The 19530-nt window shown below is 54.6% G+C and carries 20 protein-coding genes and 1 other RNA gene; 4 read left to right on the top strand and 17 right to left on the bottom strand.

The features are described 5' to 3' along the window. Nucleotides 1–4 precede the first annotated feature (4 nt). Genes GALF_RS14895 through rpoE form a run of 4 tightly spaced genes read right to left on the bottom strand, consistent with a single transcriptional unit; the run spans nucleotide 5 to nucleotide 2473 of the window. Nucleotides 5–430: a SoxR reducing system RseC family protein gene (locus GALF_RS14895; RefSeq protein WP_013293154.1), complete on the bottom strand. Its 426-nt coding sequence runs from the start codon at nucleotides 428–430 to the stop codon at nucleotides 5–7. Beyond that, the gene (locus tag GALF_RS05950) at nucleotides 430–1374 is read right to left on the bottom strand and encodes a MucB/RseB C-terminal domain-containing protein (protein ID WP_013293153.1); all 945 of its coding nucleotides are present in this window, start codon (nucleotides 1372–1374) and stop codon (nucleotides 430–432) included. Before GALF_RS05950 ends, GALF_RS14895 begins: the two co-directional genes overlap by 1 nt. Then, a complete protein-coding gene (locus GALF_RS05945; protein WP_013293152.1) occupies nucleotides 1371–1874 on the bottom strand; it encodes a sigma-E factor negative regulatory protein in 504 nt (167 codons plus the stop codon). Before GALF_RS05945 ends, GALF_RS05950 begins: the two co-directional genes overlap by 4 nt. Then, nucleotides 1874–2473 carry an RNA polymerase sigma factor RpoE gene (rpoE, locus tag GALF_RS05940; RefSeq protein WP_013293151.1) on the bottom strand — a complete coding sequence of 200 codons (600 nt, stop codon included), beginning with the start codon at nucleotides 2471–2473 and terminating at the stop codon, nucleotides 1874–1876. The genes GALF_RS05945 and rpoE overlap by 1 nt, the downstream gene beginning before the upstream one ends. 177 nt (nucleotides 2474–2650) lie before the next feature. Between rpoE and nadB the strand changes: the two genes are divergently transcribed. Next, entirely contained in the window at nucleotides 2651–4225 is a 1575-nt protein-coding gene (nadB, locus tag GALF_RS05935; RefSeq protein ID WP_013293150.1) for an L-aspartate oxidase, read from the top strand. On the opposite strand, the gene GALF_RS05930 is transcribed toward nadB, so the two are convergent. From GALF_RS05930 to GALF_RS05895, 9 genes are all read right to left on the bottom strand, one after another. Next, on the bottom strand, nucleotides 4222–4620 hold the full coding sequence (locus GALF_RS05930) for a protein YgfX (protein ID WP_013293149.1): 399 nt from the start codon (nucleotides 4618–4620) through the stop codon (nucleotides 4222–4224). The two genes, nadB and GALF_RS05930, sit on opposite strands and share 4 nt — an antisense overlap. 14 nt (nucleotides 4621–4634) lie before the next feature. Continuing rightward, entirely contained in the window at nucleotides 4635–5804 is a 1170-nt protein-coding gene (locus GALF_RS05925; protein ID WP_013293148.1) for a serine/threonine-protein kinase, read from the bottom strand. A gap of 46 nt (nucleotides 5805–5850) precedes the next feature. Continuing rightward, nucleotides 5851–7149, bottom strand: a complete 1299-nt coding sequence (locus tag GALF_RS05920) for an adenylate/guanylate cyclase domain-containing protein (protein WP_013293147.1) — start codon at nucleotides 7147–7149, stop codon at nucleotides 5851–5853. Between the two features lie 49 nt (nucleotides 7150–7198). After that, nucleotides 7199–8107 carry a 23S rRNA pseudouridine(2605) synthase RluB gene (gene rluB, locus GALF_RS05915; RefSeq protein ID WP_013293146.1) on the bottom strand — a complete coding sequence of 303 codons (909 nt, stop codon included), beginning with the start codon at nucleotides 8105–8107 and terminating at the stop codon, nucleotides 7199–7201. Further along, nucleotides 8104–8694, bottom strand: coding sequence for a recombination mediator RecR (recR, locus tag GALF_RS05910; protein WP_013293145.1), 591 nt, complete (start codon nucleotides 8692–8694; stop codon nucleotides 8104–8106). Before recR ends, rluB begins: the two co-directional genes overlap by 4 nt. Beyond that, nucleotides 8694–9017, bottom strand: a complete 324-nt coding sequence (locus GALF_RS05905) for a YbaB/EbfC family nucleoid-associated protein (protein ID WP_041937993.1) — start codon at nucleotides 9015–9017, stop codon at nucleotides 8694–8696. Before GALF_RS05905 ends, recR begins: the two co-directional genes overlap by 1 nt. Before the next feature lie 9 nt (nucleotides 9018–9026). Continuing rightward, a complete protein-coding gene (gene dnaX, locus GALF_RS05900; RefSeq protein ID WP_013293143.1) occupies nucleotides 9027–10742 on the bottom strand; it encodes a DNA polymerase III subunit gamma/tau in 1716 nt (571 codons plus the stop codon). A gap of 204 nt (nucleotides 10743–10946) precedes the next feature. Next, nucleotides 10947–11045: signal recognition particle sRNA small type (gene ffs, locus GALF_RS15180), an RNA gene on the bottom strand. A 34-nt stretch (nucleotides 11046–11079) separates the two neighbouring features. Further along, a complete protein-coding gene (locus tag GALF_RS05895) occupies nucleotides 11080–12609 on the bottom strand; it encodes a fumarate hydratase (protein WP_013293142.1) in 1530 nt (509 codons plus the stop codon). 219 nt (nucleotides 12610–12828) lie between these two features. On the opposite strand from GALF_RS05895, the gene GALF_RS05890 reads away from it, so the two are divergent. The 3 genes from GALF_RS05890 to GALF_RS05880 all read left to right on the top strand — a co-directional run bounded on the left by GALF_RS05890 (nucleotide 12829) and on the right by GALF_RS05880 (nucleotide 13859). Beyond that, a complete protein-coding gene (locus GALF_RS05890) occupies nucleotides 12829–13164 on the top strand; it encodes a nucleotidyltransferase family protein (RefSeq protein WP_013293141.1) in 336 nt (111 codons plus the stop codon). A gap of 168 nt (nucleotides 13165–13332) precedes the next feature. Further along, the gene (locus tag GALF_RS05885; RefSeq protein ID WP_013293140.1) at nucleotides 13333–13593 is read left to right on the top strand and encodes a type II toxin-antitoxin system Phd/YefM family antitoxin; all 261 of its coding nucleotides are present in this window, start codon (nucleotides 13333–13335) and stop codon (nucleotides 13591–13593) included. Nucleotides 13594–13595: 2 nt separating this feature from the next. After that, nucleotides 13596–13859 (top strand): Txe/YoeB family addiction module toxin, encoded by a 264-nt coding sequence (locus GALF_RS05880; RefSeq protein WP_013293139.1) that lies wholly within the window; start codon nucleotides 13596–13598, stop codon nucleotides 13857–13859. A 61-nt stretch (nucleotides 13860–13920) separates the two neighbouring features. Here the strand turns inward: GALF_RS05880 and GALF_RS05875 are convergent, their stop codons facing one another. The 4 genes from GALF_RS05875 to cysQ all read right to left on the bottom strand — a co-directional run bounded on the left by GALF_RS05875 (nucleotide 13921) and on the right by cysQ (nucleotide 19505). Next, on the bottom strand, nucleotides 13921–15819 hold the full coding sequence (locus tag GALF_RS05875; protein ID WP_013293138.1) for a bifunctional diguanylate cyclase/phosphodiesterase: 1899 nt from the start codon (nucleotides 15817–15819) through the stop codon (nucleotides 13921–13923). 425 nt (nucleotides 15820–16244) lie between these two features. After that, the gene (gene metK / locus GALF_RS05870; RefSeq protein ID WP_013293137.1) at nucleotides 16245–17408 is read right to left on the bottom strand and encodes a methionine adenosyltransferase; all 1164 of its coding nucleotides are present in this window, start codon (nucleotides 17406–17408) and stop codon (nucleotides 16245–16247) included. Between the two features lie 680 nt (nucleotides 17409–18088). Next, nucleotides 18089–18700: an adenylyl-sulfate kinase gene (cysC, locus tag GALF_RS05865; RefSeq protein ID WP_013293135.1), complete on the bottom strand. Its 612-nt coding sequence runs from the start codon at nucleotides 18698–18700 to the stop codon at nucleotides 18089–18091. Between the two features lie 7 nt (nucleotides 18701–18707). Further along, on the bottom strand, nucleotides 18708–19505 hold the full coding sequence (gene cysQ, locus GALF_RS05860; RefSeq protein WP_013293134.1) for a 3'(2'),5'-bisphosphate nucleotidase CysQ: 798 nt from the start codon (nucleotides 19503–19505) through the stop codon (nucleotides 18708–18710). Nucleotides 19506–19530 lie beyond the last annotated feature (25 nt).

The raw sequence follows: 19530 nt of genomic DNA, 5'->3' as shown, positions 1-19530 counted from the left end.
CCACTCACTCGATAAATAAACGGGTGATATAAGGCTGCTGACGCGACGGACGAATTGAAATCCATTTGGCAATCGCAAACCCCGCGACCACCCCAGACAAGGCACCCGCTGCGACATAACCATCCTGCCCGCCCGACCAGACACTGGCAAGCGTTGCAGCAGCAAACATCAAGGCCAATGGCAGCAGATATACGAGACTGATGCCACGCAAAACCGTACCGTCAACCGTGGCGACAATCACCTCGTCACCGACCGCGGCATTAATCCGGTTCTCTACTTGAAATTCACGGGGTTTATTGCAAAACAGCTGCGTCACCTTGCTCGAGCCGCACCCTTTCCCCTCGCATACCGAACACCCGCTGGCACCGTCGGCCCGCACCAGCGTCACCCCAGCCTCTTTTCGCACCACCACAGCCCGGGTTTCCAGCATTATTTATTACCGTTAAAACGAATAGAGTCCAGCACCTGCATCACCGCACGGGGGGGCACTTCGCCCACCACATTGTACAAATGCTTATCCACGACCTTGTGATACAGGTTGACCGCGCCCCGACTGGTGAGGCCCTCGTTATCATCCTCGTCGGCATCGGCAGGCTCAATAAACACCGAAATCGCACTCAGCCCATCCGAAAAGACCAGCTGCGACACCGGCGCATGCTTACCCCGCATCGGGCGCATGATTTCCATCGTCTTCTTAAAACCGCCCGGCAGCGCATCGACAACCCAACCGCTGTTAACGACGGGCTTGCTCTGCACGGGTTTATTGCGACCAAATCCCGGCAGCGCAGCACTGCTGACCACCCAACTTCGGTCAATGTCACCGCCGATTTTCAGCTCGGTAAATGCGTATTGTTCGACAACCTGATTTTTTTCATTCAACACAGCCGATTTGAGCAGCAATCCGGACTCGGTATGTACCCAAATCTTATGGGCGTAACGCAGACTATCCCGAGGCTGATACAAGACGACCTGCGCGTTGTAACCCGCCACCCGGTCCGTGCCGAGCTCTTTAGCCTGATAATTTTCATTCAGTGCCGCTAATTGATCCGGCAGCAGAAACGGAAAACGCCCGGCCTGCTGACTATCTACCTGTACCATTTTATGATTTTGATAACACCAGACTTGCCCGTGATGGCGAATAATTTCGCGCTTGGGACCATCCAGACTCTCCAGCTTTTCATACTCGCTGTCGGTTTCTACGACATGCGATATTCGAGATGTCTCAACATGGTTACCATATTGATAAACGAACACACCGCTGTAATTGGTCTGATGACCTGCAAAAGCAGCCGTTTTCAACCACTCGGGAATAGATGCGGCATCAGCCATTCCGGCTGCCAGACACAGACCTAACAAGCCTGCCCATACTTTCATTGCGACTTTTCCTCAGGACTAAAAGTAACCGTGCGTATATACGACGCACCGCCATTCATGTCGTTACTGGGAGAGAACTCCTGATGCGCCATCAGATAATCATTAGACTTGGGTTGGATCTGCATATTGACAGGGCGGATATTTGACTGTTGCATCGCCATCTGCGGCGCAGTTTCAGGACTGATTTGCAAAGACATCCATGACACAACGCCGACAGCCAGCAAGGAAGCGGCCGCCGACAGCGCAAACACGCGCGCCTTTTGCTTGAGCGCCCGACTGCGCGGCGCCAAAATGGTGGGTTCATTCTGCAAGCGTTCACGCACGATGGCGCTGATGTCGCGATGAACATATTCCGGCTGACGCAGCACATCACCGATCATATGATAAACAGCCCAATCGCTTTGAGCCGCAGGCTCGCGTTTAATCTGTCCCAACACGCTATCTGCTTCGTCTTCGAACAACTCGCCATCCATCAGAGCCGAAATTTCATGTTTCATCATTACCACCTATTATCTTGACTGGTTTCCAACAACGGGCGCAGCTTCTCAGCAACCGCTTCACGTGCTCTGAAAATTCTTGATCGCACCGTGCCGACAGGGCAGTTCATCACGCCAGCTATTTCTTCGTAGCTCAACCCCTCGATTTCTCTTAAGGTGAGCGCACTGCGCAGATCTTCCGGCAACTGTTGCAACGCTGCTTGCACGACACTGACAACCTGTTTGCTCATGAGTTCATTTTCAGGCGTACTTATTTCATGCAACAGTCCGGCATCCTCAAATGATTCGGCTTCTTCAGCATCGAAAGGCGTACTGGTGGGGGCGCGGCGCTTATTCGCCAGCAGATAATTTTTAGCCGTGTTGATACCGATGCGATACAGCCAGGTGTAAAACGCGCTGTCGCCGCGAAACCCGGGCAACGCACGATAGGCCTTAATAAAAGCCTCCTGCGTGACATCCTCCGCCTCGCCGGTATCACGCACAAAGCGCAAAATAAGGCGCCCCAGTTTGCGCTGATATTTTGCAACCAACAGATCGAAGGCGTGCTTATCCCCGCGCTGCACGCGCTCGACCAACTGCTGATCAACTTCCCGATCACCCATCCCTGACAATTCCGATTGAAATAGCACAAAGCATGCCACAGCGCACAGTATAACCGCTCTAGGGCACACTCGTCAGCCTGCCACACAATCGCAGCAATTCGGCCGGCAAAAATAAATCATATTCTTTCTATGCGACAGTTTGCTATAGTTCGTCAATTGAAATGGACGAGAACCCAATTGCTTCAATTTGACACTCTGATTATCGGCAGCGGCCTCGCGGGTCTGACTCTGGCACTCAAACTTGCCGACAGGCAAAAAATCGGTCTGATTACCAAAAGAGCACTGCTTGACGGCGCGAGCGGCTGGGCGCAAGGCGGAATTGCCGCCGTTTTATCAGGGGAAGACACTCAGGAAGCGCACACTCAGGACACCTTGCTGGCCGGCGCCGGCCTGTGCGACGAAGCCGCGACCCGTTACGTCGTCGAACACGGCAAGCGTTCAATCGAATGGCTGATACAGCAGGGCGTGCCTTTTACCCGTGACAACACGAGCGATACGGGCTATCACCTGACGCGCGAAGGCGGACACGACAGGCGGCGCATCTTCCATGCTGCTGACGCAACCGGACATGCCGTACAAAAAACGCTGATCGAAAAAGTCCTCAAACACCCCAATATCACCGTGCTCGAAGCGTATATGTCGGTGGATCTTATCACCGGAAAAAAGCTGGGATTATCAGATAACCGCTGCTACGGCGCCTATGCGCTGAACACGGCAACGGACGAAATTGTCACCATCAGCGCCCAAAATACCATCCTGGCCACCGGCGGCAGCGGCAAGGTGTATCTCTACACCACAAACCCGGATACCGCGACTGGCGATGGCATCGCCATGGCATGGCGCGCCGGTTGCCGCATTGCCAATATGGAGTTTATCCAGTTTCATCCCACCTGCTTGTATCATCCGCACGCCAAGTCATTCCTGATCAGCGAGGCGGTACGCGGCGAAGGCGGCATCCTCAAGCTGCCCGACGGTACCCGCTTCATGCCCAAACACGACACGCGCGCAGAACTGGCACCGCGCGACATCGTAGCGCGCGCGATAGACTACGAAATGAAAAAAGGCGGCTTCGATTGCGTCTATCTGGACATTTCGCATCAATCGGTCGAATTTTTGCAGGAACACTTCCCCAATATCTTCGCCCGCTGCCTGAAACTCGGCATCAACATCAGTCAGGAGCCGATTCCCGTCGTGCCCGCAGCCCATTACACCTGCGGCGGCATCGTGACCGACCTCAGCGCGCGCACCGATGTCAGCAATCTGTATGCGATCGGCGAAACGGCTTACAGCGGACTGCACGGCGCAAACCGGCTGGCGAGCAACTCGCTGCTCGAATGCCTGGTGTTTGCCGATGCCGCCGCACAAGATATTTTAAGCCGCGCGCAACAGTCGGCACCCTTACTACCCGAATGGGATGACAGTCAGGTGAGAGACGCGGACGAACATATCGTGATTTCACACAACTGGGCGGAATTGCGCCACTTCATGTGGGACTATGTCGGCATCGTACGCACCAACAAACGCCTGCAGCGCGCGCAGCATCGCGTCCAGTTGCTGCAAAAAGAGATCGATGAGTACTATGCAAACTTTCACATCAGCGCGGATTTGCTGGAGCTGCGCAATCTAGTCACCAACGCCGACCTAATCGTCCAGAGCGCATTGTCTCGTCACGAGAGCCGTGGACTGCATTACAGCCGCGATTACCCTGAAACGCTAGCTGTCCCGAGCCCGACCATCCTGACCCCCCGCTAACGGTCCAGCCTCAAGCGCACGCGCAGATCACGAAAATCGTCAGCAACCATTGCATCAGCAAAGATCACCTGACAAACCGGCAATCTGCGCCCGACCTGCCTCACGCACAACACGACACACAAAGGTATCACCAGCGTACAAGCACACAGCTCGCCCGCTAGGGCATCACCTGAAGTATCGCTCACGAGCAGCTGTGTTTTATCCAGCGTAAAACTGCGCCAGCGCTGCGCGTTGCGCTGCTGCCAAATAAGATTGGCCGTTACCGCAAGGGTAAGCCCGGCGCACGCCCAAACGGGTAAATTCGTCAAAATAATCGACACGACGGCCAGCACATGAATCGCCGTCAAAAGCAGGGAGTAGGTTCGGGACGGTTTAAGGGAAAACGACTTGAGCACGGGCGCTCTGAGCACTACCGTTGGAGATAAATCAGCACAAGCAATACCAGCACGATCAGCAGCATGACCAGCAGCTTAAAACTAGCACCGGATTCAGGCTTACGGGATTTTATCACCGGCCGGGCTTTATTTAAGGGCGCAACAGGTGCCCTCATCTTCAGCGTTTTCGACAACTCGTCCAGATCCTCGGCGTTCGTGGTCAAAGCAGCCAGTCGCATCGTCGCTTCATTCGAATCAAATGCCCGTGACAATCCGAGTGTGGCGACAGCCGGCTCTAGCTGCTCGGTATCCTGACGCAGCTCATTGACCATAACCCCCGCGAGTTTTCTGGCCTGCGGTATCTCGACAGGCTGCTCAGAGCGCGGTAAGGTATCGCGACAGGCACGCAAATCCGTCGCAAAATCCTTCGCATTCTGGTAACGGTCATCGAGTTCTTTAGCCAGCGCTTTCGCCACGATGAAATTTAGCATATCCGGCACACGCGGATTGAGTTTGCCGGGGGCCAGGGGCACCGAATTGAGGGTCTGGAACATGATGGCGTTCACGTTCTCACCCATGAAGGGTGACTCACCGGTCAGCATCTCGTACAACATCACGCCCAGAGAAAAAATATCGGAACGCTGATCGAGGGTTTTACCCAAAACTTGCTCAGGCGACATGTATTTTGGCGAGCCCAGCACCATACCTGTCTGAGTACGGACGGCGGAGGACGCCATACGCGCAATGCCGAAATCGGTGATTTTCACATGTCCGTCGCGTATCACCATGATGTTGGATGGTTTGATATCACGATGCACAATTTCGTGCTCGTGAGCATAAGCCAAACCTGCGGCAACTTGCGCGACGATATCCAGCACCTGATCTACCGGCAACATGCCGTTGTCGCGCATCAGATCGCGCAACTCGCACCCTTCGAGGAACTCCATGGCGATATAGGCGATATCGCCGCTTTTGCCCACATCGTAAATGGTCACGATATTCGGATGATTCAGACGACCGGCGGCACGCGCCTCCTGATAGAAACGCCCCTCGTACTCGTCCTTTTCTTCCTGAGCCAGCCCGAGATTGATCGTCTTGATCGCGACAATGCGGTCAATCAGCGGGTCGCGCGCCCGGTAAACCACGCCCATCGCCCCCTGCCCCAGCTCTGAGAGCACTTCATAGCGTCCCAACTGGCGTATCATCTCAGCCACCTGCAAGTCGAGATTTTATGTGTCAGGCTAAGCATTGCTAATTGCACACCTTAGGCTTAAAACTGTGAGTCTTACCGGGCTCGATAGTCACTTCCTCACTATAAATACCGAAGCTCGTATGTGTCAGGATAATTTTATGCTTGCCGGGTTTGACCGTAACCGACAAACGGCCCGAAGAAATTTTCCCCTTGTTAGCGCTGTCCACAAAAAGCTGCACATCATCCTTATCTTTGCACACAACGGAAATCGTAGCTTCCGCAACCGAATCGAGCTTTCCGTCGAGGGCATCGTCGCTCTTCTTAGCCGGCCCGCGCTCAGCGCTCCGTTCAACGGCAATCTGCTTTTTAAGGGCGGCCAGATCAGACTTTTGCTTTTCCAGCACCTTAGAACTGGATTTGTCGTTTGCGGCAAGCTTAACATCGTGCGTCTTGGGCGGTGCGACGGCTACTTTAACCGCACTAGCCATCAACGGCGTCGCGGCAACCACCTCGGATGCTTTTACCGGCGCAGGCTGAACCTCAACAACAGGACTCTCAGACGGCATGATTTCGACCTCTGCGGGAGGGGGCGCTACCTTTTTATCGGGTATTAGCACGAACATCCCGACCAGAAGCAGCAAAGGCACAGCGACCAAACCGATATAAATCCGCCGTTGCCGGGCATCCGACTTTTCAGTCAAGACGGTAGGCTTAACCGCGACCGTACGCCCCATCGCACGAACCTTGTCCAGCAGCGCGCCAACGCGACTGCTGGCGGCGGGAGGAGTAAAATGCTCTGCCTTGCCGGTCTGATCGCCCGGATAGCCGATGGCATAAATCTCATGCTCACGTACATGTTTGTCGGTACGCGACCCCTGATAATGGAACATCCCGGTGTATTGATCGGAAAGTCGGGATACGGCATCGAAATACGAACGAGTCACCAGAATTTGACTGGGATCTGCAAAAGCCATCACGCGTTGCGCGACATTGATGCCATCGCCGACGATATTGGGCTGACCATTGATATCCCGCACCAGACGGACCGGGCCTAAGTTGATGCCGATACGCACCAGCAAAGGAGGATCGATCGCAATATCTTCGGCAAGCAAGCTGGCGCGCAGGCGTAGCGCAGCAGTCAGCGCAGACTCGACATCGCCTAAAAAATTCACCGCAGCCCCATCACCCGTATCAAGAATGATGCGATCACTGACGGGAACGTCATGGATCGCCTCTGAAAGATAGGTATTGAACCTGTCCTTCAGAGAAATTTGCCCGGATACCGCCTTTTTTGAATATTCAACGATATCCAAAAACAGCACGCTGCAAATGATGGTTTTATTGCTGCGATCTTCCATTCAGCTTTTATTCACTAATAGTAACTGGGTTAATTCGTTAACCGGACGTTCAACGCTTAACACCACGACTCCCGCTGCTACGGCTGCCGCTACGACGATTTCCGCCACCTGGATTACGGGTTCTCCCCGGCACAGACGGCTTAGGCGCGACAAATTTAGGTGCGGGCGGCTCGACTTCATCGGTGCTAATACCGACCCAGTCCAGCACTTGTGCGATTTCGCCCTCGCCCAGTTCGGCACTCATGCCGCGCTTCAAACGCGGCGGCAGATTGATTATACCGAAGCGCACCCGTATCAGTCGACTCACCGGCAAAGCCAGCGCATCGAAAGTACGCCGCACGATACGATTGCGCCCTTCTTTCAACATCACCTTGTACCAGTGATTGAAGCCTTCACCGCCGTTATCTTCCAGCTTGTCAAACGTGACCGGCCCGTCTTCGAGCATGACACCTTCTTTTAACACTTGCGTGATCTGATCCTCGGTCATGGAGCCCTGCACGCGGACTGCATATTCGCGCTCGACCTCAAATCGGGGATGCATCAGCCGGTTAGCCAATTCACCTGAGGTGGTAAAAATCAGCAGCCCGCTGGTATTGAAGTCCAGTCGCCCAACCGCGATCCATTTCTGGCCGCGCAATTTAGGCAATTTATCGAACACGCTCGCGCGCTTTTCCGGATCATCGCGGCTGACGATTTCGCCTTCCGGCTTGTGGTACAACAACACGCGCGCGGTGTGGTCGCGCTCACCGACGCGGATGGTGCGGCGCTCGGTTTTCACCAGATCGCCCGGCACAACGCGCATACCCAGCGTCGCAGGCTCGCCGTTCACGCTGACGCGCCCCGCAGCAATCCACTCTTCCATGTTACGGCGCGAACCGAATCCTGCCTGAGCTAATACCTTTTGCAACTTCTCGCCGGCTTCCGGTTGGTATTCCGCTTCAATTTCCTGTTCAATCATAACTCACGTCTTTCTAGCACGGCTTGCGCCAATGTCCCACTATCCACCTGCTCCAGTTCGCCGCCAACCGGCAAACCACGCGCAATACGCGACACTTTAACACCTAAGGACTGCAAAAGGGTTGCCAAATAATGCGCAGTCGCATCGCCCTCCACGGTAAAATTGGTCGCCAGTATCACTTCACAAGGGTGTTGCTGCACACGCCTGACCAGATTATCCAGTTGCAACTCCTTCGCGCCGATCCCATCGAGGGGCGACAACCTGCCCATCAGCACGTAATACATGCCGCGAAAACACTGCGTCTGCTCTATCATCAACTGGTCAGCCGGCATCTCCACAACGCACAACAAACTCTCGTCGCGCGCGGCGGAGGCACACAAACCGCACACCGGCAACTCGGAGAAATTATTGCAGCGCGAGCAATGCTGGACATTTTCCGCGGCACGTTCCAGTGAGGTAGCCAAATGCAACGCCCCCTTGCGGTCGCGCTGCAGCAGATGATAGGCCATGCGCTGAGCCGATTTCGGTCCTACGCCCGGCAGACAGCGCAACGCGGAAATCAGCTCATCGAGATACGAAAGCGCCATTAAAAGGGCAGCTTCATCCCGGGCGGCAGGCCCATGCCTGCACCAAAACCGCTCATGCGCTGCTCTGTCGTCGCGGCGACTTGTTTAACCGCATCGTTAAGCGCCAGTACGATCAGATCTTCGAGCATTTCCTTATCCGCCAGCACGCTGTCATCGAGAGCTACGCGGCGCACTTCATGCGCACAACTCATGGTGACTTTGACCAGCCCTGAAGCCGCTTGACCGACAACCTCGATGGTCGCCAATTCGGCCTGCGCCTGCTGCATATTTTTCTGCATTTGCTGCGCCTGTTTCATCAAGCCGCCCAATCCGCCCTTCATCATACGAAACTCCTATTGATTAACATATTTGATTGATTCGGGTACCACCGTGGCACCCAGCTCAGTGACCGCACCTGAAACGAAGGCATCCGAGGCGACCGAGTCGAGCGCCTGCTGCTGCCTCGTCTCACGCGTTTGATGCTCGATCTTGGCCGGCGTCGCCGCTTCCACTTTTCCCAACACAACGGATAGTTTTAAAGGGCGCGCAAAATAATCGCTTAACGCCGTTTGCAAATTATCCGTCGCCATCTTGGTCTGCAGATGTTTATGCTCCTGCGCCAGCCGCAACACAACCTGCTGCTCGGACACCGAATCCAGCACGCAGTGCTTGGCCAACTGCTGCGCCATCGCCTGCACATTCAACCTGCCCAGCAAATAATTCCAGTCGGGCGGCGCATCATCCGCATGCCGGACGGGTGCCACAGTTGAAACGGGTACGGCAATCTGTGCATCCACCACAGGCACGGCGACAGCGGCCGGCACGACTGGCGCCGGGGGCGTTGCGACAGGCGCTGCAACATGAGCCGCACGAGGCTGAACGGGTTGGGCTGCTTGAACCACCTGAACGGGTTGGGCTGCTTGAACCACTGGAGCGGTCTGAACGGCAGCTTGCGTAAAGCCTTTTACGGGCAGCGCTACACGCGAAGGTGCAAACGCCAGCATGCGCAACAGCGTCATGCTGAATCCGGCATATTCATCCGGAGCCAGTTCGATTTCGGCGCGCCCGTGTATTGCAATTTGATAAAACAGCTGCACTTCTTCGGGCGTAAAATTCGCGGCAAGTTCAAGCACCCGGCCCCGCTCGGGGTCGTCCTCTGCAATCGCCTGCGGCACGGTCTGCGCCAGCGCGATGCGGTGCAGCAACGAGGCCAGTTCCTGCAAGGCGGCATCGAACGCAATGCTGCGAGTCGCCATCGATTCGGCAACGCCGAGCAAGTCGGCACCATTTTGCCGGTGCAGTGCATGCAGCAATTCGAAAAGATATCCCTGATCGATCGCGCCCAGCATGCTGCGCATCGCGGATTCTTCGAGCTTACCGGAGGAAAAAGCAATCGCCTGATCGGTCAGACTCAACGCATCGCGCATACTCCCTTGCGCTGCGCGCGCCACCAGATTCAGCGCAGCCGGCTCAAATTCAATGTGTTCCTCCGTCAGCACGTGCTGCAAATGCGCGACGATCAGTGCGGGCGGCAACTGCTTCAAGTTGAACTGCAGACAGCGCGACAGCACGGTGACCGGAATTTTCTGCGGATCGGTCGTCGCCAGTATGAATTTCACATGCGCGGGCGGCTCTTCGAGCGTTTTCAACATCGCATTGAAGGCAGATTTCGACAGCATGTGCACTTCGTCGATGATATACACCTTGAAGCGCGCCGAGGTCGGCGCATACAACGCGCTCTCCAGCAACTCGCGCATGTTGTCGACCTGCGTATTGGACGCCGCATCAAGCTCAATCAGATCGACAAAGCGCCCGCTGTCGATTTCCGTGCAGGCACTGCACACGCCGCACGGCGTCGCCGTGATGCCGGTCAGACAATTGAGGGATTTGGCAAAAATACGCGCAATCGTGGTTTTCCCCACCCCGCGCGTACCCGTGAACAGATAGGCGTGATGCAGGCGATTTTGCGACAACGCGTTGCCCAGCGCCCTGACGACGTGCTCCTGGCCTGCCAGTTGCGCGAAATTTTTAGGGCGCCATTTACGGGCTAGGACAGAGGTATCGGACAAGTTATGCCACGTCAGAAAAGATTAACACCTGATTCAAATTAATACGCACATTTAACCCTGAACTGCCGCGCATCAACTGAAGACGACCGGCCTGCGCGAGGACTATCGCAGCCCGCGTCACACGCCAAAACACGACCACTGAAAACCTTTGCGTAAAGAAATCCACCTGCCTTCTTCATCGCGCCCTCCAATGGCCATACATAAGGAGGCGAGCCTTACCCCCGGCACTTGCAGTAATTAGCTGTGGCTGCTTCCTTCCGGACCTGACCAGATTCACTACCCTGCAATGCGGGGAGACCCGCCAATTCGTTACCAAGCGGGCTTGCGCCGCACTTTATTAAACCTTGCTTTCCCGCACCGGTATCATACCGATGCGCATCTTCCATTCTGCCGGACCCGTCGTATGCACCGAACGCCCTTGCGTATCGACCGCCACCGTCACCGGCATATCCACCACATCAAATTCGTAGATCGCTTCCATCCCCAAGTCGGCAAAGGCGACAACACGGGCACTGCGTATCGCTTTCGACACCAAATAAGCTGCGCCGCCTACCGCAATCAAAGACACAGCGGCATGCTTTTTGATCGCCTCAATTGCCACCGGACCACGTTCTGCCTTACCCACCATCCCCATCAAGCCGGTTTGTGCCAGCATGGTTTCGGTGAATTTATCCATCCGCGTCGCTGTGGTAGGACCCGCAGGACCCACCGCTTCACCGGCGACAGGATCAACCGGCCCGACATAATAAATGAAGCGACCATTAAAATCCACGCCCTCGGGCAATTTTTCTCCGCGAGCCAGCATTTCGACGATGCGTTTGTGCGCAGCATCGCGTCCTGTCAGCAACTTTCCGGAGAGTAACACGGTATCGCCCGGCTGCCACAGACTAATTTGCTCGCGCGTCACGGTGTCGAGATTCACGCGCAGCGCATCCTTTGCCGGCTGCCAGTGCACATCGGGATAATCAGACAGGGCTGGCGGCGTAAATTCTGCACGCCCCGTCCCATCGAGCTCGAAATGGATGTGCCGCGTGGCCGCACAATTGGGGATGATGGCAATCGGTTTAGAGGCCGCATGAGTCGGATAGTCGAGAATTTTGACATCCATCACCGTACTTAAGCCGCCCAATCCCTGCGCGCCGATGCCGAGCGCATTAACTTTGTCGTACAACTCGATGCGCAGCGCTTCGATGCTGTTTTGCGCACCGCGCGCCTTAAGTTCATGCATGTCCATCGGCTCCATCAGGGATTCCTTGGCCAGCAGCACCGCCTTTTCTGCCGTGCCGCCGATACCGATCCCCAGCATACCCGGCGGACACCAGCCCGCCCCCATGCTTTCCACGCTCTTCAAAACCCATTCGACGATATCATCGCCCGGATTGAGCATCTTCATCACCGCCTTGTTTTCAGAGCCGCCGCCCTTAGCCGCGATGCGCACCTCGACTTTATCGCCCTGCACCAGCTCGACGTGCACCACCGCCGGGGTATTGTCATGGGTATTTTTGCGACTCCCTGCAGGATCCGACACGATGGAGGCGCGCAGCACATTGTCCGGATTCAGGTAGGCGCGCCGCACCCCCTCGTTGACCATGCCGACGATATCAAGCTCTGCCTCCCAGCGCACCTGCATACCGATGCGCACAAATGCGACGACGATACCGGTATCCTGACAAATGGGGCGATGACCTGCCGCGCACATGCGCGAATTAGTCAGTATCTGCGCCATCGCATCTTTGGCCGCGACCGATTCCTCGGCGTTATACGCGCGTGCCAGCGACTGAATAAAATCTGCGGGATGGTAATAAGAGATGAATTGCAACGCATCAGCGATGCTGTCGATGAAATCCTGCTGGCGAATGATAGTCATGGCAAATCCTTTTGAATACAACAGTCCGATTATAGCGTGCTAACTGGCAATACCGACATGCACTTTCGTACTTCGGGATCGCAACGATGTTGTGACGCGCGCCAAAAACGGCTCTCCCCCATTGAGTTAATTTATACTGCGGTCAATCATGTACTTCTATCCTAAAGAGGATATTGCCGCGCTGGCCGATGTACTGGAACGCAAACTGGGCAACCCCTCATGAAGGTTGAATCGCTGCATTTGCCACCCGCCTATCTGAAGATGGTGCAGGACATATTGCACACGCATCTGCCGGAAGCGGAAGTATGGGCATACGGCAGCCGCGTGAACGGCGATTTTTATGAGGCCAGCGATCTCGATCTGGTGGCGCGCCAGCCGGATGATTTAACGCACAGACAAACACATCTACACGATGTAATCGAAGCGTTTTCAGAAAGCAACCTGCCCGTCATCGTACAAATTGTCGATTGGGCACTCATTCCAGCGGCATTCAAGGAGGAAATCCTGGCAAGCCATCTTGTCCTTGCCGTACCGCAAATATCGCGTACTGAGTAAACAATATTGCTGCTTGCGGAGCATGAACCACCCGCCCTTCACCGCACGTAACAAATCACATGTCCAGAACCCGGCTTTCAGCCCGAAACCTGTTCGCAGCATTTTTAACTTGCCAGACGCAAGCATCCAACTTACACTTGGTCAACTTATTGATCAAGTAAGAACATCATGAAAGTTGTTACCTATTCGTATGCGCGTAATTCACTCAAATCCGTTTTGGATGGTGTTGTTCAGGATGCGGACGTAACCATAATCAGCCGGAGGGATGCCGAAGGGGATGCGGTGGTCATGTCACTGGATAGTTACAACAGCATGATGGAAACATTGCACCTGACAAGCAACCCGGCAAATTCTGCCGCATTGGCCAAGGCAATAGCGCAAGACAAAGCAGGCCAGGCACAGAAACGTCAACTGCTTGAAATTGAATAGTCATGCGCGCCATCCAGTTTGTGCCGGACGCATGGGAGGCTTACCTGTATTGGCATGGGCAGGACAAGAAAACACTGAAGCGGGTTAATACGCTGATTACCGCTGCTGCGCGCGATCCATTCGCCGGCATAGGCAAGCCGGAACCACTTCGTGGCGATTTATCTGGTTACTGGTCGCGGCGTATAGACGATGCGAATCGCCTGGTCTATCGCGCCACTGATTCCGAGCTGGTCATCGTGGCCTGTCGTTTCCACTACGATAGTTAGTTGATTATAGCCCTACGCGACATGGCAAACTCCAGCAGCCAGAAACAAATTCACACATCGACTACTGCCACTCCGTCATACCGCCGTTCACATAGCCCTGATACCCTTCGATCCCCAGTTCCTGCAGCAATGGCAGCACGCTGACATCCTCGACGCCCAGCGCGAACACGCGAATATCGAGCGAGCGGGTAATATTGACCACCGACGAGATGAAGAACTGATTCTCAAGGTTGCCATGCAGATTGCGGATATAGGCAGGACTCAGCTTCACATACAGCGGCTTTAGTCGCTGCAGGTACTCAAAAGCCGAATGATGCAGACCGAAATTATCCACCGCGAACTGGCCGCCTAATTTACGCATATCGGCGACGAAGTTCTCGATACCGACCCGGTCCTGCACGATGCCGAATTCGGTAAACTCGAATACCAGACGGCGCGCTACCGCAGGATGCGCGTGCATCGCCGTGCTCAACCAGCTGAGCAGCTCCACATCATGGATCGAATGGATAGAGAAATTGATCGCCACCAGCTCATCGCCGCCCGACGCCTGCATGCGCCCGAACAGTCGCTTCAATACCGACAGATCGAAGGCCGGCGTCAACTGATAGCGATTGGCCATTGGAATGAAATGCTCGGCGAGCACCATCTCGCCTTCCGGGTTGATCAGACGCCCGACCACTTCCGATTGCAGCTTGAGCTCGCCGCCGAAATACATCACGGGTTGTGCCAGCAACATCACGCGCTCGGCCGCAATCGCATCCAGAATCAATTCCTTCCAGTATTGCGAGCCTTTGACTTTTTCCTCGTCGCGCAGATTTTGCAGCTGACTCAAACCCGCGCCTTGCGAGATGGATTGCAGCAATTCCATGTCGCACTGCGACAGCAAGGCATTGAGCGTGACCTTTTGCCCGGCGAAATACACCCCGCCGCAACCATAATTCAGGCGCGGTTCAGATCCGATATTGCCCACCGCCGTACCCAGCGCCACACACAGCGCATCGCCCAACTGTACCGCCTGATCGCGCGTGATATTGAACGCCATCACGGCAAAAGTCGGGCCATTGATGCGGCAACGCAACAACTCGCTATCAGGCCAGACCCCGCGCAGCCCGGCGGCAACATCTTTGAGCAACGCATCGCCGTCCTTGTAACCGTTTTTGACGTTGTAGGCGTTGAAATCAGCCACCTGCAACAGGAACATAGAACCTGACACCATGTCGGCACCGTTTTCCAGCAGGGCGTGCACGTGCTGCTCGAAGCCGCGCCGGTTATCCAAACCGGTCAGCAGATCGCGCCTGGACTCATCGCGATAACGCGTCGCCTGACGCACTTCGTGCTCGATGATGGCGAACAGCTTGACCGACATCGAATTGATCGCTTTGACCACGCGGCTCAACTCGCGCGCAGCGGGCATGGTCTTGATCTGCTGAAAATCGCGCTCGCTGATGGCGTGCGCTACGCGCTCGATCTCATGCAGCGGCCGCAATATTCTCGATAAAAAGGCGTGCACCGCCAATAGAGACAGTACATACAGCAGCAGCATGCCCAAAGTGGCCTCTACCGTGGTGCGCCACAACTGTTTGTAGGCAAAATTTGGATGGCTGGTGACGACTACCCGCCCCAACTGCTGCCAGCCCTTGCTGATCAAGGACTCGGCAAACGGCGCATTCAAGGCAAACACGCGCGTGAACCAGACCGGCACACCGACGGGTGCCGGCGCCAGCGTCTTTTCGATCAGCTTGTCGCCCTTAGCGTTCACCACCACGATGGACTGATAAAATCCGCGATCAAACACCGCATTGACGGTAATTTCGGCGCGCAATTCGTCCTTGTCCGCTAAAGCCGGCGGCAGCACCAGCCCGAGAGAGGTGGCCACATCCTGTGCATGCGAGGTCAGCTGCTCCTGCATATACACGCGCGCATTGACCAGATAGACGCTCTCCACGAGGGTCAGCAACACTAAAAATGCGATGGACGTGCCAATAAACTGATAGATAATTTAAAATATGCCTAAATACATAGACCTAAATGCATATATCTAAATGCATATATCAAAATACATAACGATAAACACATAGCGGAGCTAGCAATATTGATGGTGGGGTTCAGTGCGTGAGCAGCACGGAAAAACAGCTGCGCGCAGCTCCCGCCGGCTAAAATAGAGCAGACAAAGGCTACGGACCGGGGACAGGAGGAGAATATTGCGGAAGGTGCAGATGCACCTGTTGATAGCGAAACAACATCAAAACACCCGAGCTATCGCCCGGGGGCGATAGCGCTGCAAAAAAATTTCGGGGTGGGTTTACAGCCCTGCGCGCAAAGCAACAGCTCTGGTTGAGTCGGCAAACCTACTCGAAACACATATCTGTCGCTACGCGAGAAAACTTATAGACCGGCATCTGCACGGAGTGCAGCCGCCTTATCTGTGTTTTCCCAAGTAAACTCAGGCTCCTCACGGCCGAAGTGACCGTAAGCGGCGGTCTTCTCGTAGATTGGACGCAGCAGATCCAGCATCTGCACGATGCCTTTTGGGCGCAGGTCGAAATGACGCAACACCAGTTCGGTCAATTTGTCATCGGCGATTTTTCCGGTACCGTAGGTGTCCACCATCACGCTGGTCGGTTTTGCCACACCAATCGCGTAGGAGACTTGCACCAGACATTTGCTGGCCAATCCTGCCGCAACGATATTCTTCGCAACGTAACGACCGGCATAGGCGGCCGAGCGATCGACCTTAGAAGGGTCTTTGCCGGAGAATGCACCGCCACCGTGAGGCGCTGCGCCACCGTAGGTATCCACGATGATCTTGCGGCCGGTCAGGCCGCAATCGCCTTGCGGGCCGCCGACCACGAAACGCCCGGTCGGATTCACCAGGAAGTTGATGTTGCCCTTGATAAATTCTTTCGGCAGCATCGGCATGATGATGTCTTCAATGGCCGCTTCGCGGATCGCTTCCAGCGTCATATCCGGTGCGTGCTGAGTCGAGAGCACCACGGTGTCGATGGAATGCGGTTTGCCGTCCACGTAGCGGATGGTCACTTGAGATTTTGCATCCGGACGCAACCACGGCAGACGACCGTCGTGGCGCAATTGCGCCTGACGTTGCACAACCTGATGCGCCAGATAAATCGCCAGCGGCATTAAAGTCGGTGTTTCATCGCAAGCGTAACCGAACATCAGGCCTTGATCGCCCGCGCCTTGATTCAAGAAGTCGTCGGACGCACGATCCACGCCTTGCGCGATGTCCGGGCTTTGCTTGTCATAAGCGACCAGTACCGCACAACCCTTGTAGTCAATGCCGTATTCGGTGTTGTCGTAGCCGATGCGCTTGATGGTGTTGCGCGCAACTTGAATGTAATCGACATTGGCGGTGGTGGTGATTTCGCCTGCCAGAACCACGAGGCCGGTGTTGGTCAGCGTTTCAGCGGCTACCCGCGCATAGGGGTCTTGCGCTAGAATCGCATCCAGAATGGCATCGGAGATCTGATCTGACACTTTGTCAGGATGGCCTTCGGATACAGATTCGGAAGTAAACAGAAATTCGCTCATGGTTGTTTATACTTTAGGCCTTGCGGCGTTATTTTAAAGTTGCTGTACCCCTGTGGAATACAAAAAATCGCTTCGATAAATGAAGCTAGTGATTGCGATGTGCCAACATAAGCCTAAATCCATTTAATTTAGCGGGATTTTAGCGCACATATTTCTAACAACGGAACAGTTTACAGACAAAGGAAATTGATTCATATATGCCAAAATGCCTATATATCTGACGATTCTGTAGAACCGAGAATATCAAGGAATTGTGACTAGACATAATGATGAATTGCCGGGCCACAGTCCGGCTCGCAATGCCCCCTAGTTATCGCGTTGCCGAAAGGCAGTTGCGATCCAGAAATATAACCGGACACTTTTCAACTGTAAGGCCACGCCGCAGTGCGGCGCACAATAAAGTGCTGGATTGCTTCCCGCCTCACATTGACATCCCAGCAACCGAAGTAGACATACTCTGCATTTTTTATAACCCGAGTATAAAATGCGCCGGGCAAGGTGGATAAAAAATTAATTTCAAGGCTCATTGCCTGAACAAATTGAATTGCTATACATAATTTTTTTGTACAGTAACTCCATTCAAGTTTGCGTACTTATATGCAGCTCAGATTCAATCTGATGAAGCCACCCGTGAAATAAAATACTTTTAACCGAAAGATATAATTAAAAATATATATTAATCAACCAGTTATTCCAACCCTCATCAAATCATCGATCACCTGATTCACACATACTTGAAGGTCAGTGGTACCTGTATTCAAAGCCAATTCAGGCATTTCCGGCGCTTCGTACGGCGAAGAGATACCAGTGAATTCCTTTATTTGACCCGCACGCGCCTTTTTGTACAGCCCCTTCACATCGCGCGATTCGCACACCTCTATCGGGGTATCACAATAAATCTCGATGAAATCGCCTTCCTTAACCATGCTGCGCACGCGTTCACGATCCGCCCGGTAAGGTGAAATGAAAGCCGTCAGAACGATAATGCCAGCTTCCATAAACAGCTTGGCAACCTCACCTACACGACGGATATTTTCCACCCGCCCTGCATCTGAAAATCCCAAATCGCCACACAAACCGTGACGCACATTATCCCCATCCAGCACGAAGGTTCGGCAGCCCTTTTGGTGCAGCGCCTCTTCAACGGCATGCGCCAGGGTGGATTTACCCGAGCCGGACAGACCGGTGAACCAGATGATCGCGCCGCGATGCGCGTTTTGCAGCTCACGACGCTGACGCGTCACGGTAGCCTGATGCCAAACCACGTTGGATGAAACAGGAGTAGTCGTCATAATTTTTCTACGCAATAAGTTTGGCGAGTAATTTGGTATCTTGTTCGGCGATGACCAGAAATTCCGGGTTATGTAAATCTGGCTTGTTATAGCTCAATTCTGCTCCCGTCCAATCACACACTCGGCCGCCCGCACAGGCAACCACCGCATGAGCCGCGGCTGTGTCCCACTCCATGGTAGGCCCGAGGCGCGGATACAGATGCGCGGCACCTTCGGCGACCAGACACAGTTTCAGCGAACTGCCCATGCTGATGCACTCGTACTCCCCCAACTTCACAAGTAGTGCGGCAGTGCGCTCGTCGGCATGCGAGCGGCTGGCGACGATCTTAAGCACCTCGCCCGGCAATGCGGCTTTAGCGCCGACCGGCTGCGAGGCCTGCGCACCGCGTTTAATGAACGCCCCCACGCCGCGAGCCGCGAAATAGCAGACATCCAACACGGGTGCATACACCACGCCCAGCACCGGTTCGCCGTTTTCAATCAGCGCAATATTGACGGTAAACTCACCGTTACGCTTGATAAATTCTTTAGTGCCATCCAGCGGATCAACCAGCCAGAAGCACGGCCAGTTTTTACGCGTTTCATAAGGTATTTCGGCAGACTCTTCAGACAAGACAGGCCAGCCCAACTGCAAATTCTCCAGCCCCGCTTTAATGACCTTATCTGCGGCCAAATCGGCCTGCGTCAACGGCGAATCATCCGCCTTAGTCATCACGACATTTGCAGGATCGGCGTAAATTTCCATGATGGCCTGCCCGGCTTTGACAGCAATAGCGACAACCTGGGGAAGCAATTTCTCAAACATCGTTACGTTACCGATTGAATAAGTT

The sequence above is a fragment of the Gallionella capsiferriformans ES-2 genome (genome assembly GCF_000145255.1).
In the GTDB taxonomy this organism is placed as follows: Bacteria; Pseudomonadota; Gammaproteobacteria; order Burkholderiales; family Gallionellaceae; genus Gallionella; species Gallionella capsiferriformans.
This window is presented reverse-complemented; position numbering and strand designations above follow the sequence as displayed.

Bases quoted from the DNA above. Each gene is read 5' to 3' on its own strand.
- GALF_RS05880 (WP_013293139.1), top strand. From the start codon at position 13,596: ATGCGCGCCATCCAGTTTGTGCCGGACGCATGGGAGGCTTACCTGTAT.
- cysC (WP_013293135.1), bottom strand. From the start codon at position 18,700: ATGACGACTACTCCTGTTTCATCCAACGTGGTTTGGCATCAGGCTACC.
- recR (WP_013293145.1), bottom strand. From the start codon at position 8,694: ATGGCGCTTTCGTATCTCGATGAGCTGATTTCCGCGTTGCGCTGTCTG.
- GALF_RS05895 (WP_013293142.1), bottom strand. From the start codon at position 12,609: ATGACTATCATTCGCCAGCAGGATTTCATCGACAGCATCGCTGATGCG.
- GALF_RS14895 (WP_013293154.1), bottom strand. From the start codon at position 430: ATGCTGGAAACCCGGGCTGTGGTGGTGCGAAAAGAGGCTGGGGTGACG.
- GALF_RS05905 (WP_041937993.1), bottom strand. From the start codon at position 9,017: ATGATGAAGGGCGGATTGGGCGGCTTGATGAAACAGGCGCAGCAAATG.
- GALF_RS05950 (WP_013293153.1), bottom strand. From the start codon at position 1,374: ATGAAAGTATGGGCAGGCTTGTTAGGTCTGTGTCTGGCAGCCGGAATG.
- GALF_RS05925 (WP_013293148.1), bottom strand. From the start codon at position 5,804: ATGATACGCCAGTTGGGACGCTATGAAGTGCTCTCAGAGCTGGGGCAG.
- metK (WP_013293137.1), bottom strand. From the start codon at position 17,408: ATGAGCGAATTTCTGTTTACTTCCGAATCTGTATCCGAAGGCCATCCT.
- GALF_RS05920 (WP_013293147.1), bottom strand. From the start codon at position 7,149: ATGGAAGATCGCAGCAATAAAACCATCATTTGCAGCGTGCTGTTTTTG.
- cysQ (WP_013293134.1), bottom strand. From the start codon at position 19,505: ATGTTTGAGAAATTGCTTCCCCAGGTTGTCGCTATTGCTGTCAAAGCC.
- GALF_RS05885 (WP_013293140.1), top strand. From the start codon at position 13,333: ATGAAAGTTGTTACCTATTCGTATGCGCGTAATTCACTCAAATCCGTT.
- rluB (WP_013293146.1), bottom strand. From the start codon at position 8,107: ATGATTGAACAGGAAATTGAAGCGGAATACCAACCGGAAGCCGGCGAG.
- rpoE (WP_013293151.1), bottom strand. From the start codon at position 2,473: ATGGGTGATCGGGAAGTTGATCAGCAGTTGGTCGAGCGCGTGCAGCGC.
- GALF_RS05945 (WP_013293152.1), bottom strand. From the start codon at position 1,874: ATGATGAAACATGAAATTTCGGCTCTGATGGATGGCGAGTTGTTCGAA.
- GALF_RS05890 (WP_013293141.1), top strand. From the start codon at position 12,829: ATGAAGGTTGAATCGCTGCATTTGCCACCCGCCTATCTGAAGATGGTG.